Annotated in this window: 20 protein-coding genes and 1 other RNA gene; 17 read left to right on the forward strand and 4 right to left on the reverse strand. The window is 34.9% G+C overall.

The window, feature by feature from the left end:
* Positions 1-33 precede the first annotated feature (33 nt).
* From tpiA to CNQ82_RS03900, 17 genes are all read left to right on the forward strand, one after another.
* Complete coding sequence (tpiA, locus tag CNQ82_RS03825; RefSeq protein ID WP_123144163.1) at positions 34-795, forward strand: triose-phosphate isomerase; 762 nt, start codon at positions 34-36, stop codon at positions 793-795.
* 1 nt (position 796) lies between these two features.
* Positions 797-2,314, forward strand: a complete 1,518-nt coding sequence (gene gpmI / locus CNQ82_RS03830) for a 2,3-bisphosphoglycerate-independent phosphoglycerate mutase (protein ID WP_123144164.1) — start codon at positions 797-799, stop codon at positions 2,312-2,314.
* Positions 2,315-2,409: 95 nt separating this feature from the next.
* Positions 2,410-3,714, forward strand: a complete 1,305-nt coding sequence (gene eno, locus CNQ82_RS03835) for a surface-displayed alpha-enolase (protein WP_123144165.1) — start codon at positions 2,410-2,412, stop codon at positions 3,712-3,714.
* Positions 3,715-3,908: 194 nt separating this feature from the next.
* Positions 3,909-4,379, forward strand: a complete 471-nt coding sequence (locus CNQ82_RS03840) for a hypothetical protein (protein ID WP_123144166.1) — start codon at positions 3,909-3,911, stop codon at positions 4,377-4,379.
* Positions 4,380-4,467: 88 nt separating this feature from the next.
* Positions 4,468-4,704, forward strand: coding sequence for a preprotein translocase subunit SecG (gene secG, locus CNQ82_RS03845; protein WP_047132666.1), 237 nt, complete (start codon positions 4,468-4,470; stop codon positions 4,702-4,704).
* A gap of 90 nt (positions 4,705-4,794) precedes the next feature.
* Positions 4,795-5,535, forward strand: a complete 741-nt coding sequence (locus CNQ82_RS03850) for an alpha/beta hydrolase (protein WP_123145640.1) — start codon at positions 4,795-4,797, stop codon at positions 5,533-5,535.
* A gap of 43 nt (positions 5,536-5,578) precedes the next feature.
* Positions 5,579-7,936 carry a ribonuclease R gene (rnr, locus tag CNQ82_RS03855; RefSeq protein ID WP_123144167.1) on the forward strand — a complete coding sequence of 786 codons (2,358 nt, stop codon included), beginning with the start codon at positions 5,579-5,581 and terminating at the stop codon, positions 7,934-7,936.
* 74 nt (positions 7,937-8,010) lie between these two features.
* Positions 8,011-8,481 carry an SsrA-binding protein SmpB gene (smpB, locus tag CNQ82_RS03860; protein WP_095106430.1) on the forward strand — a complete coding sequence of 157 codons (471 nt, stop codon included), beginning with the start codon at positions 8,011-8,013 and terminating at the stop codon, positions 8,479-8,481.
* A gap of 152 nt (positions 8,482-8,633) precedes the next feature.
* Positions 8,634-8,993, forward strand: a transfer-messenger RNA (tmRNA) gene (gene ssrA / locus CNQ82_RS03865).
* A gap of 901 nt (positions 8,994-9,894) precedes the next feature.
* The gene (locus CNQ82_RS03870; RefSeq protein WP_164711940.1) at positions 9,895-10,119 is read left to right on the forward strand and encodes a hypothetical protein; all 225 of its coding nucleotides are present in this window, start codon (positions 9,895-9,897) and stop codon (positions 10,117-10,119) included.
* A gap of 161 nt (positions 10,120-10,280) precedes the next feature.
* A complete protein-coding gene (locus CNQ82_RS03875) occupies positions 10,281-11,264 on the forward strand; it encodes a DUF5067 domain-containing protein (RefSeq protein ID WP_123144169.1) in 984 nt (327 codons plus the stop codon).
* A 177-nt stretch (positions 11,265-11,441) separates the two neighbouring features.
* A complete protein-coding gene (locus CNQ82_RS03880) occupies positions 11,442-11,663 on the forward strand; it encodes a hypothetical protein (RefSeq protein WP_123144170.1) in 222 nt (73 codons plus the stop codon).
* A gap of 388 nt (positions 11,664-12,051) precedes the next feature.
* Positions 12,052-12,321, forward strand: coding sequence for a flavin reductase family protein (locus tag CNQ82_RS13380; protein ID WP_276308807.1), 270 nt, complete (start codon positions 12,052-12,054; stop codon positions 12,319-12,321).
* Positions 12,322-12,326: 5 nt separating this feature from the next.
* Positions 12,327-12,659 carry a flavin reductase family protein gene (locus CNQ82_RS13385; protein WP_276308808.1) on the forward strand — a complete coding sequence of 111 codons (333 nt, stop codon included), beginning with the start codon at positions 12,327-12,329 and terminating at the stop codon, positions 12,657-12,659.
* A gap of 111 nt (positions 12,660-12,770) precedes the next feature.
* A complete protein-coding gene (locus tag CNQ82_RS03890; RefSeq protein WP_123144171.1) occupies positions 12,771-13,838 on the forward strand; it encodes a WD40/YVTN/BNR-like repeat-containing protein in 1,068 nt (355 codons plus the stop codon).
* Positions 13,839-14,082: 244 nt separating this feature from the next.
* Entirely contained in the window at positions 14,083-14,286 is a 204-nt protein-coding gene (locus CNQ82_RS03895) for a cold-shock protein (RefSeq protein WP_015899695.1), read from the forward strand.
* Positions 14,287-14,404: 118 nt separating this feature from the next.
* Entirely contained in the window at positions 14,405-14,890 is a 486-nt protein-coding gene (locus tag CNQ82_RS03900) for a pyrimidine dimer DNA glycosylase/endonuclease V (RefSeq protein WP_338062295.1), read from the forward strand.
* 29 nt (positions 14,891-14,919) lie between these two features.
* Here the strand turns inward: CNQ82_RS03900 and CNQ82_RS03905 are convergent, their stop codons facing one another.
* The 4 genes from CNQ82_RS03905 to CNQ82_RS03920 all read right to left on the reverse strand — a co-directional run bounded on the left by CNQ82_RS03905 (position 14,920) and on the right by CNQ82_RS03920 (position 18,281).
* Positions 14,920-15,321, reverse strand: a complete 402-nt coding sequence (locus CNQ82_RS03905) for a hypothetical protein (protein WP_123144173.1) — start codon at positions 15,319-15,321, stop codon at positions 14,920-14,922.
* A 141-nt stretch (positions 15,322-15,462) separates the two neighbouring features.
* The gene (locus tag CNQ82_RS03910; RefSeq protein WP_164711941.1) at positions 15,463-16,083 is read right to left on the reverse strand and encodes a hypothetical protein; all 621 of its coding nucleotides are present in this window, start codon (positions 16,081-16,083) and stop codon (positions 15,463-15,465) included.
* A 72-nt stretch (positions 16,084-16,155) separates the two neighbouring features.
* Positions 16,156-16,860, reverse strand: a complete 705-nt coding sequence (locus tag CNQ82_RS03915; protein ID WP_123144175.1) for a hypothetical protein — start codon at positions 16,858-16,860, stop codon at positions 16,156-16,158.
* Positions 16,861-16,976: 116 nt separating this feature from the next.
* Positions 16,977-18,281 (reverse strand): TrkH family potassium uptake protein, encoded by a 1,305-nt coding sequence (locus tag CNQ82_RS03920; RefSeq protein ID WP_123144176.1) that lies wholly within the window; start codon positions 18,279-18,281, stop codon positions 16,977-16,979.
* Between the last annotated feature and the right edge of the window lie 75 nt (positions 18,282-18,356).

Raw genomic sequence — 18,356 nt, forward strand, 5'->3', positions numbered from 1 at the left:
TTTATATAATAATTTTTCAAGGAGCGTTTAATAATGAGAAAACCAATTATTGCAGGTAACTGGAAAATGAATAAAACAGTACAAGAGGCTAAAGACTTTGTAAATGCTTTACCTCAATTACCAGATACAAATGAAGTTGAAGCAGTCATCTGTGCACCAACTATTCAATTAGATGCTTTAACAACTTTAGTTAAAGAAGGTAAAGCTGAAGGTCTAGAAATCGGTGCTGAAAACACTTATTTCGAAGAAAGCGGTGCATTTACTGGTGAAACTTCTCCAGTTGCATTAGCTGATTTAGGTGTGAAATACGTTATCATCGGTCACTCAGAACGCCGTGATTTATTCCATGAAACTGATGAAGAAGTGAATAAAAAAGCACATGCTGTATTCAACCATGGTATGACTCCAATTATTTGTGTCGGTGAATCTGACGAGCAACGTGAAGGCGGAAAAGCTGAAGAAGTTGTCGGCGAACAAGTTAAAAAAGCTTTAGAAGGATTATCTGAAGAACAATTGAAACAAGTGGTTATTGCTTATGAACCAATTTGGGCAATCGGTACAGGCAAATCATCAACTTCTAAAGATGCTAATGAAATGAGCGCGTTTATCCGTAAAACTGTTGCTGAACTTGCTAACCAAGAAGTAGCAGACGCAGTGCGCATTCAATACGGCGGCAGTGTTAAACCTAACAACATCGCTGAATACATGGCAGAATCAGATATCGACGGTGCTTTAGTCGGCGGAGCTTCATTGAAAGTAGAAGATTACGTACAATTATTAGAAGGTGCTAAATAATATGGCAAAACAACCAACAGCATTAATCATCCTTGATGGTTTTGCGAACAGAGAAAGTGAACACGGTAATGCAGTCAAACAAGCGAACAAACCAAATTTCGACCGTTATTATGACAAATATCCGACTACACAAATCGAAGCCAGCGGTTTAGCTGTAGGACTTCCAGAAGGTCAAATGGGCAACTCTGAAGTTGGTCATATGAACATCGGTGCAGGCCGTATTGTTTATCAAAGTTTGACTCGTATTAATAAAGCAATTGAAGATGGAGATTTCTTTGAAAACGAAGTCTTGAACGAAGCAATCGAACATGTAAAAGCAAATGGTTCAGCCTTGCATGTCTTCGGTTTATTATCAGATGGCGGTGTACACAGCCACTATAAACATTTATTTGCGATTTTAGAACTAGCGAAAAAACAAGGATTAGATAAAGTTTATGTGCACGGATTCTTAGATGGCCGTGACGTAGATCAAAAATCTGCCTTGAAATATGTCAAAGAAACTGAAGAAAAATTCAAAGAAATCGGTATTGGCCAATTTGCTTCAATTTCTGGACGTTATTACGCAATGGACCGCGACAAACGTTGGGAACGTGAAGAAAAAGCTTATAACGCAATTCGTGATATCGATGCACCTGAATATGCATCAGCTGAAGAAGGTATTGAAGCTAATTACGAAAACGATGTGACTGATGAATTCGTTGTGCCTTTCTCAATCAAAGAACAAAATGAAGGCGTTCAAGATGGCGACTCAGTAGTATTCTTCAACTTCCGTCCTGATAGAGCAGGTCAACTTTCTGAAATCTTCACTAATAAAGATTTCAAAGGATTTAAAGTTGAGCAACCTAAAGATTTATTCTTTGCTACATTTACAAAATATAATGACCAAGTAGATGCTAGAATCGTATTTGAAAAAGTTGATTTGAAACAAACAATTGGTGAAGTTGCTGAAGCCAATAACTTAAAACAATTACGTATTGCTGAAACTGAAAAATATCCTCATGTGACTTATTTCATGAGTGGTGGACGTAATGAAGAATTTGAAGGTGAACGTCGTCGCTTAATCGACTCACCAAAAGTTGCAACTTATGACTTGAAACCTGAAATGAGTGCCTACGAAGTTAAAGATGCACTATTGGAAGAACTTGATAAAGGGGATTTAGATTTAATTCTCTTAAACTTTGCTAACCCAGATATGGTCGGCCATAGCGGTATGCTTGAACCGACTGTGAAAGCAATTGAAGCGGTAGATGAATGCTTAGGTGAAGTTGTAGATAAAATTATCGAAATGGGCGGCCACGCAATTATTACTGCTGACCATGGTAACTCAGATCAAGTATTGACTGATGACGACCAACCTATGACAACTCATACTACTAACCCAGTTCCTGTTATTGTGACTAAAGAAGGCGTGACACTAAATGAAACTGGTAAACTTGGTGATTTAGCACCAACATTGCTTGATTTATTAGGTGTACAACAACCAGAAGAAATGACTGGTGTTTCTTTAATCAAACATTAAGAAATTAGTGTGTCATTACTCAATAATCAATTCAATTTTGATATGAAAAAAGTTATAATATAAGCGAAAGCTATTATGAAAAGGAGATTATCAACATGCCAATTATTACAGATGTTTATGCTCGCGAAGTCTTAGATTCTCGCGGTAATCCAACAGTTGAAGTAGAAGTATTAACTGAAAGCGGTGCATTCGGTCGTGCATTAGTACCATCAGGTGCATCAACAGGTGAATACGAAGCCGTAGAACTACGTGACGGTGATAAAGATCGTTACTTAGGTAAAGGTGTTACTAAAGCAGTTGAAAATGTAAACGAAAAAATCGCACCTGAAATTGTTGAAGGTGAATTCTCAGTTTTAGATCAAGTTTCAATTGACAAAATGATGATTCAATTAGATGGAACTGACAACAAAGGTAAATTAGGCGCAAATGCTATTCTTGGTGTTTCTATCGCTGTTGCTCGTGCAGCTGCAGACTTATTAGGTCAACCACTTTATAAATATTTAGGCGGATTCAATGGTAAACAATTACCAGTTCCTATGATGAACATTGTAAACGGTGGTTCACACTCTGATGCACCGATTGCTTTCCAAGAATTTATGATTTTACCTGTTGGTGCTGATTCATTCAAAGAATCATTACGCTGGGGTGCTGAAATCTTCCACAACTTAGCTAAAATTCTTAAAAAACGCGGTTTAGAAACTGCAGTAGGTGACGAAGGCGGATTTGCTCCTAAATTCCACGGTACAGAAGATGCTGTAGATACTATTTTAGAAGCAATCAAAGCTGTAGGTTTAGAACCAGGTAAAGATGTTTATCTTGGATTCGATATCGCTTCTTCTGAATTCTACGAAGATGGTGTTTATGACTATACTAAATTCGAAGGTCCTGAAGGTGCTAAACGTACTTCAGCTGAACAAGTTGACTACTTAGAAGAATTAGTTAACAAATATCCTATCATCACAATTGAAGATGGTATGGACGAAAATGACTGGGATGGTTGGAAACAACTTACAGATCGTTTAGGTAAAAAAGTTCAATTAGTAGGTGACGACTTATTCGTTACAAATACTAAAAAATTAGCTGAAGGTATTGAAAAAGGTATCGGTAACTCAATCTTAATCAAAGTTAACCAAATCGGTACTTTAACTGAAACATTTGATGCAATTCAAATGGCTCAAAAAGCTGGTTACACAGCAGTTATCTCACACCGTTCTGGTGAAACTGAAGATACTACAATTGCTGACATTGCTGTAGCTACAAATGCTGGTCAAATTAAAACTGGTTCATTATCAAGAACTGACCGTATTGCAAAATACAACCAATTATTACGTATTGAAGATGAATTATACGAAACAGCTGAATTCGACGGTATTCACTCTTTCTATAATTTAGATAAATAAGTAAAGATTTACTAATTTTGAGTTCACGCAAAACTTCATAAAGTAGTAATCTTATTAGAGAAGCTGCTAGAGTCTTTGAAGACTTTAGCAGTTTCTTTTTTTGGACTAGCTTTTTGTCGAAAATCATTGAGAAACTGATATAATTAAATAAACAGAGTCAAACTTTCAGCGTGAATTAAGGAGATTGAATTTAAATGGAAACTATAGATCGAGAAAAGGAGCTAAGAGCTAAGAAGTCTGGACGCTTTATTGCTTATGCTTCAGTATTGTTGGCTGTTATTTATGCAATCTACCTTTTTGTTGCTTTAGACAATAGTGTGGTAGCTGATATTCTCACATCACACCATATTGATGCGACAAAAAATGCAGTAGGGAATTTTATTAACAGTTATCGACTAACAGGAATTATGTATTTAATCGCTTATATGTGCGGATTAATCGCAATTTGGAATCAGCACACTTATTTATGGTGGTTCCTCTTTGCTGTTTATATCTCTCAAGCCTTTTATACTGCAGTCAATGCAGGTGTGATTATTCAAAGTATTAATCACGTGAAGTCAGGGTTTATGACATTGCCTTTATGGATTACTATCATCGGTTCACTCGCTTTAGCAGTTTATATGTTGATTATTTCCATCAAACGTAAAAGTACGTTTAATCGCTAATCAGTAAATAAGAAGATTGACCAAAAGTTGATAATTTACATTAAAATGTGTTATGCTTACTGAGTATATTATGAATGGAGGACTACGCATGCACACTTTATTGACAGTTTTATTAATTATAGACTGTATCGCTTTAATCACAGTTGTGTTACTCCAAGAAAGCAAAAGTAACGGCCTTTCAGGAGCAATCAGCGGCGGTGCTGAGCAGCTCTTCGGCGGTAAGCAGAAGCAGCGCGGTGTTGATTTATTCTTAAACCGTGTAACGATTGGATTATCTATTGCATTTTTCGTGTTGATGTTAGCAATTACTTATTTCAATATGTAAGGTCCGACAATGTAAAAGTCGGGCTTTTTTCTTTATAATAGGACTATGAGTAAATTTGATTAATTGGGAATCATGAAAGGATTGAAAGACATGCAGATTAAATTGCCGAAACCATTCTTTTTTGAAGAAGGAAAAAGAGCGGTATTATTATTACACGGTTTCACTGGAAACTCTTCTGATGTAAGACAGTTAGGACGTTTTTTACAAAAGAAAGGTTATACATCATATGCGCCTCAATATGAAGGGCACGCAGCACCACCGGAAGAGATTTTACAATCCAGCCCGCATGTCTGGTATAAAGATGCGTTAGACGGTTACGACTATTTAGTGGAGCAAGGTTATGATGAAATTGCTGTAGCCGGGCTTTCGTTAGGTGGCGATTTTGCGCTTAAATTAAGCATAAATAGAGATGTAAAGGGTATTGTAACGATGTGTGCGCCTATGTTTATCAAGACAGAAGGCTCAATGTACGAAGGGGTACTCGAATATGCGCGCAATTTTAAAAAATACCAAGGGAAAGATGAAGCAACTATTGAACGTGAGATGGAAGCTTTCCATCCTACAAATACATTAAAAGAATTGCAACAAACAATTCAAGATGTACGTAATCACGTTGATGAAGTGATGGATCCATTATTAGTCATCCAAGCAGAACAAGATAAAATGATTAATCCTGAATCTGCAAATGTGATTTATGATGAAGCATCTTCAGATGAAAAAAATATAAAATGGTATGCGGATTCCGGTCACGTCATTACAATTGATAAAGAAAAAGAACAAGTCTTTGAGGATATTTACGATTTCCTTGAAAGTCTTGATTGGTCAAAATAGAAATGAGAAACAAACAAATTAAATAATGAAAGGAGGGGGCATAATGAATTTAAAACAATCTGTAGCAGATATTATTAAACAACCTGATTATGAACCCATGTCAGTTTCTGATTTTCAAGATCGTTTAGGTTTAAATAATGCCGACTCATTTAGAGACTTAATAAAGGTGTTAGTTGAACTGGAACAATCTGGCTTAGTAGAGCGAACGAAGACGGACCGCTACCAAAGAAAAGGAAGTCAAACTATGAAAAATAATCTCGTAAAAGGTACATTAAGTCAAAATAAAAAAGGTTTCGCATTCTTACGTCCTGAAGACGAAGAAATGGAAGATATCTTTATTCCGCCGACAAAAATTAATCGTGCAATGGATGGAGATACCGTGATTGTTGAAGTTCAACCTTCAAAAGGTGAATTTAAAGGGAAAGTTGAAGGCGAAGTCAAAACCATCGAGAAACATTCTGTCACACAAGTCGTGGGAACTTATACAGAAGGGCGTCATTTTGGTTTCGTCATACCTGATGACAAGCGAATTATGCAAGATATTTTTATACCTAAAGGTCAAAGCTTAGGCGCTGTCGAAGGTCATAAAGTATTAGTGCAAATTTCGAAATATGCAGAAGGAAATGACAATCCAGAAGGTCATGTTTCTGCAATATTAGGTCATAAAAATGACCCAGGTGTAGATATTTTATCTATTATTTATCAACACGGTATCGAAATTGAATTTCCAGATGAAGTGTTGAAGGAAGCAGAAGAAGTTCCTGAGACGATTGAACCATCTGAAATTGAAGGCAGAACAGATTTGCGTGATGAATTGACGATTACTATCGACGGCGCAGATGCAAAAGACTTAGATGATGCTATCAGTGTGACAAAATTACCGAATGGCAATACACAATTAACCGTCAGCATTGCAGATGTAAGCCACTATGTTAAAGAAGGATCAGCTTTAGATAAAGAAGCTTATGACCGCGGTACAAGTGTCTATTTAGTAGACCGCGTTATTCCGATGATTCCGCATCGCTTAAGTAATGGCATTTGTTCGTTAAATCCTGATGTTGACCGTTTAACTTTAAGTTGCCGTATGGAAATTGATCAAGATGGCAACGTGAAAAATCATGAAATCTTTGACAGTGTCATTAAATCTGACCATCGTATGACTTATGATGAAGTTAATCAAATTATTACTGATAAGAATCCAGAAGTACGTGAAAAGTATAAAGACGTGACGCCGATGTTGGATTTAGCTCAAGATTTATCCAATCGCTTAAAACAAATGCGTAAACGTCGTGGTGAAATTGATTTCGATATTGATGAAGCTAAAGTATTAGTTAACGATGAAGGTATTCCGGTAGATGTTCAATTACGTGACCGCGGTGAAGGCGAACGCTTAATTGAATCCTTTATGTTAGCTGCAAATGAAACGGTTGCAGAACATTTCAATAAAATGGAAGTACCATTTATATATCGTGTCCACGAACAACCGAAATCAGACCGTTTAACACAATTCTTTGATTTCATTACGAACTTCGGAATTATGGTCAGAGGAACAGGAGAAGATATTTCTCCAAGTACTTTGCAAGAAATTCATGAAAAAGTAAAAGGGTTGCCAGAACAAACTGTAGTTTCTACAATGATGCTGCGTTCTATGCAACAAGCACGCTATGAAGATACAAACTTAGGACACTTCGGGTTATCAGCTGATTACTATACTCACTTCACTTCACCGATTCGTCGTTATCCTGACTTAGTAGTACATCGATTGATTCGTAAATATTTAATTGATGAAACAATGAGTGGTAAAGAATTGAGAAAATGGGAAGACAAGCTTCCTGAAATTGCTGAGCATACTTCAAACCGTGAACGTCGCGCTATTGAAGCAGAGCGCGATACAGATGAACTGAAAAAAGCTGAATTTATGCTGCAACATATTGGAGAAGAATATGAAGGTATTATCAGTTCTGTTGCTAACTTCGGAATGTTTGTCGAATTGCCGAATACTGTAGAAGGTATGGTTCATGTTTCAAACATGACAGATGATTACTACCAATTCGCTGAAGGCCAAATGGCGATGTTTGGTGAACGTTCAGGTAATGTATTCCGTATTGGAGATTCAGTGAAAATTAAAGTTGTCAATGTAGATGTTGAACAACGTATGATTGATTTCCAAATTGTTGGCATGCCTGAACCGAAACGTAAAAAATCTGAAGATCGTCCAGCAAGAGGTACAACTATCCAAGCTAAGACGCGCGGTAAAAGCTTAGGAAACGATAAGAAAAAAGGTAAGAAAAAACAACGTAAAGGTAAAAATCAACGTAACCGTGATAAACAAAATAATACACAGCATAAACCTTATTACAAAAGTAAAAAAGTGAAACAAAAAGCGCGTAAAAAGAAATAAATTATAGTTGAGGAAGGACTGTGACAAATTCAGTCCTCCTCACTTTGAAATTAATTCAACAAGAGGTGAACACGATGTCGAAAAAGAAGAAAAAATCTCCAGGTACCTTAGCGGAGAATCGTAAAGCAAGACATGATTATAATATAGAAGATACGATTGAAGCGGGCATTGTGTTAAGAGGAACAGAGATTAAATCAATTCGACGTGGAAGCGCAAACTTGAAAGATAGTTTCGCACAAGTCAAAAACGGAGAAATTTACGTTCATAATATGCATATTGCACCTTATGAAGAAGGGAATAGATTCAATCATGATCCACTTCGCCCACGTAAATTACTTTTACACAAAAGAGAAATTGATAAGTTGGGGACACGTACAAGAGAAATAGGATATTCGATTATCCCGTTGAAGCTTTATCTTAAACATGGCGTTTGTAAAGTCTTGATTGGTATTGCAAGAGGTAAGAAAAAATACGATAAACGTCAAGATCTGAAAGATAAAGCAGTTAAACGTGATATGCAACGTGCTATGAAAGATCGCTATTAAAAAAGGTAGAAGCGGTAATGAAAAGTTTCCGCTTCTACATCTTCAAATTAATAATCGTAGTCTAAACATTAGAATTGCGTCTAACCGCGTAATTTGATATGATTAAGAATGCTATCGGATTCATCAAAGAATGAATCTCATATTTATATTACGGGGACGTTTTGGATTCGACAGGGGTCCCCAGAGCTTATTAAGCGTGTCGGAGGGTTGTCTCCGTCATCAACACACTCAGTTTATAATAACTGGCAAATCAAACAATAATTTAGCAGTAGCTGCGTAATAGCACTCTGCATCGCCTAACAGCATCTCCTATGTGCTGTTAACGCGATTCAACTTTAGTAGGATACGCTAGGCACTGCTGTTCGAAGTCTGCCTAGAAGAGATGAATCGGACTAGCATGATGCTGGTTGTCTGTTTCCTACCATCATGTGAAATTGATTAATAGACTACACACGTAGAAAGATTTGTATCAGGATCCTTGGACGCGGGTTCAAATCCCGCCGTCTCCATACATACACGAATATTCGTTAATATTTGTTATATCAGATTTGAGAGAAACGTTGTTAAATCAACGTTTCTTTTTATTTTGGCCTTTTTCATTGATATCAATATTTTAAAAATGTGGACACGGATTGGACACTTCAAAAGTTGGTGTCCAATTAAAATTTTGGTAAGGGGGAGAATGTGGATGAGTTTTTATTCACTTCTATCGCTCGTCTTTTGATTGTTAAAATCGGTTAGAAAGAGATAACAAATAATTTACGATAAAAAGATAGAGAAAATTTTTATAATGGAATGTAAACATAACGAAAACGGTTTGTTAGAAGAAACACAGTTTAATATAGATGATTTCTTTTTCTTAAAACTTAATTCAACAGAAAAATTAGAAGATAATATATTTTTTAAGGAATTGAGTTCTTTAATAGAGGAAATAAATTAGGAGCTTATATGTTCTAAATGCTTGTTGAAGGCAAAGGTTATAATGTAATAGAAAAAATAATAGTTGTGACAGAAAGGCGATTAAGACAAATATTTAGTAATTTATTGGATAAACTGGCTTAATAGGTGGCTTTAATATATATAGCGGTGACTTTTTGTAGAATGAGCTTAACTTTAAGTATGAATTAACATTGTAATAGATTAGAATTAGATATAAGAGGGTTGTATTATATGTATTTTTAAAAATATAATATAAGGAGGGTATCACAAAAACAAACGAAGAATATATTACTTATTGTTATTGCTTTGGTTATTTGTGTTACTTGTTACAATTCAGATACTAAAAATGAAGAAAATCTAAATAAAAAGAAAATCTAAACAAGAAGTTAAGGTTGAGTAAACTAAAACTCCTGAATTAATCTAGAAAAAGAAGAATATCGAGATAAGTTAGCAAAATGTTCATCTAATGATGACTTGAAAGAAAGTATCAAAAGCTCTATTAGAGATACAGTAAAGTTGGAATTGCTCAATTATACAGAAAATAATACAGTAATTGTATTCAAAGGAGTAGGTAATTTAACTAAATCAACGATTATCAAAAGTGTGAACGAAGAGATTGCTAATACTATTTTAGATGTTAAAGATTCTAGTATATCAATTAAGAATTTAATTGTAGAGTGTTATATGTCTACTAGATAACAGTGATAATACAATAGTTATTATATCTAAATGGGATAAAAATAGTATCGATAATATGGATAAGAACATGCAGACAGATATAACGAATAACCCGAAAGATTATACAGTGAGTAACTGGCAATATGGTGCTTTAAAATAAAACAGGATAGAGGGAAAGTGGAATGAAAAAGGTTTTTGCATTATTACTAACAAGCGTATTAGTTTTAGGTGCATGTTCTAACAGAGGAGCAGAACAGAAATCTGAAAAAGTAAGTGAAAACAAAGTACAGTATAAAAATAATACCGTCGTATTAAATCAAGCGGTCTTATATATTAAAGATACGTTTATTTTAAATAATCAAGATAACGGTAAAAAAGAAATTGTCTTCAAATATGAGGTAAAAAATAAGACAGATAAAGAGGAAATTACACCTAGTAATATATTTATTGTTTCTACACAAATAAAACAAGACAATGGTAATACTGTCGACAATCTAAACGTTGGAATGAGTCTTGTCTCAAACGGAAAATATAAAAAGTGGTTAGAACACTCGAATGATACTATCAAAAAAGGCAAAATTGCTAAAGGTATGTCAGGATATGAATTGAAAAATGATAAAAAAGTAACAGTGAAATTTACACAAGGCGCAGGTGGCAGAGAGTTAGGCAAAAAAGTCTATGATTTATCTAAACTTAAAACCGTAGATTATTCTACATCAGAGGAGGCGAATAATGCTTTACAATCAAGCGACGAAAATAACCAAACCGAAACAACTGATAGCGAAAATTCTGCTATCATGAATCCAGATACTTCAACACAAGTAAAAGAAAAAGTTAGTAATAATCATAATGACAACACAGCTAAAACAAATTCCCAAGTCGAAACTTCAAGTAATCAATCAAATAGTATGGCATCGCAACAAGTGAGTGAATCGAATCAAAATAAACCTATAACTCATGACGAGCTTCAAGTGGAAGATCCTTACACCCCTTCTTATGCTCAATATCAAGCAAACAAGAAGTTTTCAGATGATGTGAGAAGTAATCCGTCTAAATATGAGGGAGGTGGAATCGGAGGCGGGCCGGGCCTGGTTGTTAATGAAAACAAAACATATAACCAATATAAAGAGAGAGTTATAAAAGAGTATAAACAACTACAACCATAAATAACTGACTAACAAGAATAAGAGGTAACAACATAAAAATACAATAGTTTTTGATATTACAGTTACCAATAAAAATATTAGAGAGAAGGTAACACCGAATTCTAGTTGGTTTATTATTTATAACGTATATCAATTAGTTGATGGAGAGAAAGAATTTTAACTACTGAAGCTTCACCTATGCAAGACATTCATAGAACTTGCGTTAAGGAACCATTCAATAAAATCAGAAAAGGAAACTCCGGATGTGGAATAAAGGCTTATGAGTTAAAGAACAATAGTCCTGTTTATTTACAACCAATAAATAAAAGTGATAAAAAGATTGATGAAAGCAAATTGAAGTTCAATCTAGATGATTTAATAAAAGATACTTATTCGGATTTTAAAACGGTATCAAAATAAACGTAAAGCGGGATTTAGAACAAAAGCTGATGCAAAAGCACAGTCATTCGCAGAACAATATTAGTTAAGTATTATTGATAAAACATCTATTTAAAATATTTAGAACCAATTTTTACAACGCGTGTAAGTCTAATTAATTAGCAGCGTGTTTTTTATTTGAATATATATACTTGAATAGTAGTTTTAATAAGTTAAGAGAGTCTTTGACTATTCTTTTCCTGAAAATATTGAATATCCTTTATGTGTGATAACTCAAGATTAAATACTTTAATTGAGAATTATTAATCTAATTAAGAAAAGCATTCAACAAAGCATAAAGCGTTAAGTTTTATAAGGACGTGAAAATATCTTAAACTGTATTAATAATATAAAGATGGGTGGTATGAAAATGTTTATTAATCCTAATGAACTTGAATTAAGCAAAATGTATAAAACGTTGATAGGTACTGTAACGCCTAGACCTATAGCTTTCGTAACTTCTCAAGATGAAAATGGAAGATTAAACGCAGCACCATTTGCCTTCTTTAATATCGTCTGCCCTGATCCTCCAATGCTAATGATTTGTGTAGGTAAACAAAATGGTGCATTAAAGGACACGAGTTCTAATATTTCAATAACAAGGAATTCGTCGTTCATATTGTTGATGAATCGATTGTAAAAGAAGTGGTCAAAACAGGTGATAATTATCCTCATGAAATTAATGAGCTAGATGAAACAAACCTGACAACTACCCCGTCAAAAACAGTAAGCGTCCCAAGCGTTAAAGAAGCTAAAGTGCGTTATGAATGTGAGTTAGTGCATCATTTAGAATTAGGTGACAAGCAAAATGGAACGGATATGTTAATAGGGCAAGTTAAAGCAGTATATATAGATGATGCTATTTATGACCCTGAAAGTGCATATGTCAATGTTGAAAAGTTAAACCCTATCAGCCGTGTAGTCGGAGATCATTATGTAAGAATCGGTGAGTCTGTAAAAGAATTGCTTGATGAATAAACTGTTTAAAGATAAATATATGGCCTTGGAAATATTTCTTTTGATTATCTTTTTGAATTACAGGGAAAAATCTAGAAAAAGTTAACTCACGAAAGAGAAAGGACAGTCTGAATGAATACATTTTTCTTAGGTATGGAAGATGAACTTGTAATTGTAAAAGAAACTGCGACAGGTCAATATAAAGTAGATACGCGCTTAGAAGGAACGCATCCTGTTGACTTAGCTCAAAATCCAGCTTATCCAGAAGTATTATATTGTGCAACTTACGGAAACGGACTTTGGAAAAGCGAAGATAACGGAGATCACTGGAAAGCAATAGGACAAATGAACGCGTATCATGAAGCTACATTAGGAAAAGGTATTACCTCTGCTTATATGACTGCTGTGGCGATTAATCCACATAATCCAGAAATTTTATATGTGGGCACAGAACCAAGTGCTATCTATTTTTCAAAAGATGGTGGCCAAACATTTACGGAATTTAAAGAAGTACAACACTTACCTTCACAGCCTTTTTGGGAATTCCCTGCGAGACCATACACCAATCATGTGCAAGATTTAATGCCTAGCTCTAAAGACAGTCAAACACTGAATGTAGCTATTGAATTCGGTGCTTTCATTAATACTACAGATGGCGGTGAAACTTGGAATGATCGACCATTTTTCAGCCCTAAAGATATTCATGAAATGGTTACGCATTCTTCTGAGCCGGGTAAATTGTTCGCAGTATGTGGCGATGGCTTGGCGCTTGAGGGTCATTCATTTGCGGAGAGTGACAATGATGGAATGAGTTGGCAGTATTCCAGTAAAGGTTTGGATAAGCATCCTTATTTATATTCTATCGCAATTAATCCAGAGGACGCTTCAGATTTGTTAGTTGGTGCAGCCCAAAATGCCTTTGCAGCACATTACCAAGATGAGAAGAAAGAATATCCTCGCGCTACTATCTATCGCAGAAATCAAGATGGCAGTTGGAGTGAATGTGCCCAAGGTCTGCCTTATGCAGGAACTTATATGAATCAAATAGAAGCCGATTCAACTCATCCAGGTGCTTTCTATGCTCTGAATAATCACGGTTTGTTTCACTTAATTGATAATCGATGGCACCAATTAGAGCTGCATTGGAAAGATAAATACCTTGATCAGCATCCTACCTTTTTAAAAATACTAAATGGATAATTTGTTTTTCGAGAAAAAGTAATCGCAATAGGGTATCAAAACGAGCAATAGAATAAGGAAATGGATAGTTTCTAAAAATAAAAATACAAAAAGGTATACAAAACGAAAAAATAAGTGTAGTATTGAGGTTAAGTAATTATTGTTCGTGAAATTGATTTGAAGTTTTATTCGTATGAATTTGCTCCCATTGATTTTTATTAACAAGTTACAAATATTCGTGCAAAAGCACATGGAGGATTTTTATATGAATAACGGTACAGTTAAATGGTTTAACGCAGAAAAAGGTTTTGGATTTATCGAAAGAGAAAATGGTGACGACGTATTCGTACACTTCTCAGCAATCCAAGGCGACGGCTACAAAACTTTAGAAGAAGGCCAAAGCGTAGACTTCGACATCGTTGAAGGCGACCGTGGTGAACAAGCAGCTAACGTTGTAAAAATGTCATAATTTTTGCTTTAGCTGATGAATAGAAGCAGTGAGATAATCTACAAAGTTAGGTTATTTCACTGCTTTTTTGTATAATGAAATCAAATTCAGAAAGGGTGATTCAGTGCAGATATTCAGAGTGAGTTCTAATCCAAAAGTCAGTGCAGAATTTCTAGATAATCGACGTTTATCGAAGCAAGTATTAGAGCTTTATCAAATAATACGTGTATGTCTAGGTGAGTTGGGCGCTATCCAAACTGGAACTGGATATCGTAATCATCCCGTGGTAAAAGCCGTCTATAATGAGGGGAATCCCTATTTGTGGGGAGCCTTAGAAATTATGGATGCTATGAACTATGAACATTTGCGTAGAGGTGGCAATCATTCTGAACACTTTAAAAATGAATTAGCCGATCTGCATCAAATTGTTGAAGAAGCGGCTAAGGAACATCAATTTTCTCACGCTAAGTTGCCACCCTTTTATGTAGAAGGCAAGCGGTATATTGAAGGTGATGAAGCCTATGAACTATACCGAAAATTATTATATAAAAAATGGGAAAATGATAAAATACCGCCACGCTGCAATATTAATTTAAAAAATAAGGGCGGGAGACAGAAAAACTGAGACTCCCAATAAAAGTCTCAGTTAGGTTATTATTTTTTATCATTCAGCTTAGTAAGCAGCTTGATAATTTTTTTATTTTGATGAATAATTTCTTCGTTTTGTTTAATAAGTTTATCTGTTTGAGTATCTAACGGAGAATCAAGATTTTCTGGATGCGATTTCTCTGCATCTGAATTTGTACTCTTATTAAATTTACGATGCTCAATTGCTGATATCATTGTTTCTGTTGGTTCGTAGATGCCTTGAGATTCTAAGTAGCGTTTAATAATATCGTGAGATGCTTTGTTGTTAAAAGTTTCTGTTTCGTATTTGAATTGATTTAGCAGTTTTTTCTTCACCGAAACTGATTTTTCCTTATATTCTTTACGTTTTTTCACTGATAAAGTACGTAAGTATTCAGTTTCGAGGTTGGTGTTGTCAAAAATTCCCATGATGCGCCTCCGTAATTCAATTGTATAATTATTATACACTATCCATCGAATAGTCGGTAGATGCTTCATGATTAAAATATAGTTCTCAACAGGTAAGAACTTGCATTTAATTCAATTCATCCTGAAAAATAATTAATAAGATTAGTGCTGAGGATTATTTGTTGCAGCAGACTGTTTTTGTGTCTCCAAAGTGGTTTGCGTCTTGTTATTATCTAATGTTTTTTGCTTAACTAGAGTATTTCCGTAGTTATCATACATATGGTAAGAAGGTGGGACTTCAGTTCCTTTTTCAATATTCAATGATGATTGGTAAGCCGCTTCAGGTGGTCCTTCCATAACGTTGCCTTGCGGAATAATTCCATTAGCAACCGCATTATTATAAGCATTTAATTTTTCTATTTCAGAATAATTCCCGGTCATAATTTTATCCAGTTCTGCATGATTTGTAACTTTGCTGGTATCTATAGCTTCTTGATTGCTTAGGTAATTCCAATAATTATTATCAGATTTGGCAACGTTTTTATTATTTGCTACGTTTTCAATTGGAATCTTTTTGTTATCCTCTGGTTGCCTATTATCCTGCTTTTCTTTTTTCGTTTGAACATTTTTCTTCTCAGTATGTTTTTCTGTCTCTTGATTACCGCATGCTGAAAGCGCCAATGAACTCGCTACAAATAGGAACAAGAATTTTTTCATAAGCATTTTCCCCTTAATATTTATTTCTACACTTAAATTATACACTGTTATAATATTTTGTGGCACAAAAAATCGGAATTAAAAATTATTTTTAAATTCCGATAGATATACTTATTAATCTTTACATTAACTTAAGACTTATTGTTTATATTGATCATATTTTCCAGCATTGATGTCTGCTTCTCTTTCTTGGATTTTTTGATATACTTCAGGTCCATCATCTCCGTCATAATAACCTTGTTCGATAGCAGTTTTAGTTTGCATTTCTTGAGTAGATAAACCGCCATTATATTTTTTACGTAGCGCATTTACATATTCTTCTTCATTTTGTGCAGAATTTATTTCAGCATTAACATCTTCAGGTTGTTCGTTGTCAGCACTGCTTTGTTCGTAAACAGATTTTTCAGCACCGCTTTCGACACGTAATGAACTTTGATATGCAGCACTTGCAGGACCTTCCATTACATTTCCTTGTGGAATAACCCCATTAGCAACCGCACTATTGTAAGCTTGTATCTTATCAATTTCAGAATAATTTCCGAAAATCACCGATTCTAAAGTCACACGGTCTGTAATATTTGCGACATTAATTTGATTTTGTTCCGGTTGTGTTTCAGTTGTGTCTTTAGTTGATTCGGTTGTTTGGTTATTTTCATCATTTGAGGACTGTGCTTGATTATTATTATCTTCATTTTTTGGTTTTTTCTTACCCTTATCAGTCTTATCTTTTTTATCGTGAGTGTCAGAGGTTTTCTTTTCTTCGTTTTGATTCGATTTTTCCACATTACCGCAAGCGGCAAGCGTTATACAAGCTGCAAAAATAAAAAATAAAATCTTTTTCAAATTCCTATCTCCTTTAGAGTAAATGTATTACTACTAATATACTATGAAAGTGAGTAGTAAAGTATAAAAAATCGAACTTAAAAAATATTTTTAAGTTCGACATCCATTTAATAGAATTACAGATAAATATTTCCTTTTGCATATTGGTAAAGCCGTTTCTTATCAGGAATAAATAATGCCAGTACAGTGGCGACTCCAATTTTACCGCAAATCATTACGAGTATAATAATCGCTTTCGTAGCAGTATGATATTCAGTCGTGAAATCCATAGTTAAGCCGACTGTCCCAAAGGCGGAGACGACTTCAAAGATAACTTTGATAAAGGGTGTATTCTCGTTTAAAATACTGACGATAAAAGTAACGAGCAATACGAAAAGGCCGCTGACTGTAGTAACTGCCACTGCTCTTCCAATGATTCTAGGTTTGATTGTTCTATGGAAGATTACTGTATGATTTTCATTACGCAAGGCGCTGTACACAAACATGATTAAAACGATGAAAGTTGTGACTTTAATTCCGCCTGCCGCACTAAATGGCGCGCCACCGATAAACATGAGCACCATCATTAATAATGCAGTGGGTGTATGAATCAGCCCCAAGTCGACAGATTGAAAGCCTGCCGTTCTAGTAGTAACAGATTGGAAAAAAGAAGTGCCGATTTGTCCCCAAATATTAAAGGGCTTCAAAGTATTATTAAACTCTAAAATATAATAGAGTAGAGTGCCTCCGACAATCAATGCTAGAGTAGTAGACAGCACTACTTTGGTATGGAGTTTTAATTTAGACAGTCTTCTCGTTTGGATTAAATCTGACATTACTAAAGGTCCTAACCCGCCTAGGATAATTAATAAAGGGATCACTATATTGACTACAGGATCATCGTTGAATCCAATCATATTTTTAGAAAATAAGGCAAACCCCGCATTATTGAATGCTGATACAGAAGTAAATAAACTAATGTATATTCCTTTGCCAAATCCGTAACGCAGTATAAAAGATAAGGCCAGTAAAAGCATACCGATGAATTCTGAAGTCAAACTATAAACCACAAGCTGACGGATAAAACGGACCATGCCGCCTGGCTCATCAACGCTCCATGTGACCATAATAAGACGACGATCATGCAGTGAAATTCTGCGGTTGGCTATGATCAATGTCAGCGTTGTAATAGTTACAATTCCAAGGCCGCCGATTTGAATCAGCAACATAATAATCAAGTCGCCTAGCCAATTAAATTGGGTAGTGATATCTACTGTGGACAAACCTGTCACAGTAAATGCGCTGGATGCGACGAAAAATGCATCAATAAAGGGCGTAGGATGTTTGCCGGTGATAGGCAAATATAACAAGAACGCTCCAATGAGTGTGGTACTCAAGAATAATATAAGATACATTGAAAGAGGTTTCTTTAAGAAATCCACATGAACACCTTCTTAGCTAAATTATTCAACTATTATTAGTACTTTTAATACATTAGTTATTATACATATCTTTTG

It is taken from the genome of Staphylococcus debuckii (assembly GCF_003718735.1).
GTDB classification, from domain to species: Bacteria; Bacillota; Bacilli; order Staphylococcales; family Staphylococcaceae; genus Staphylococcus; species Staphylococcus debuckii.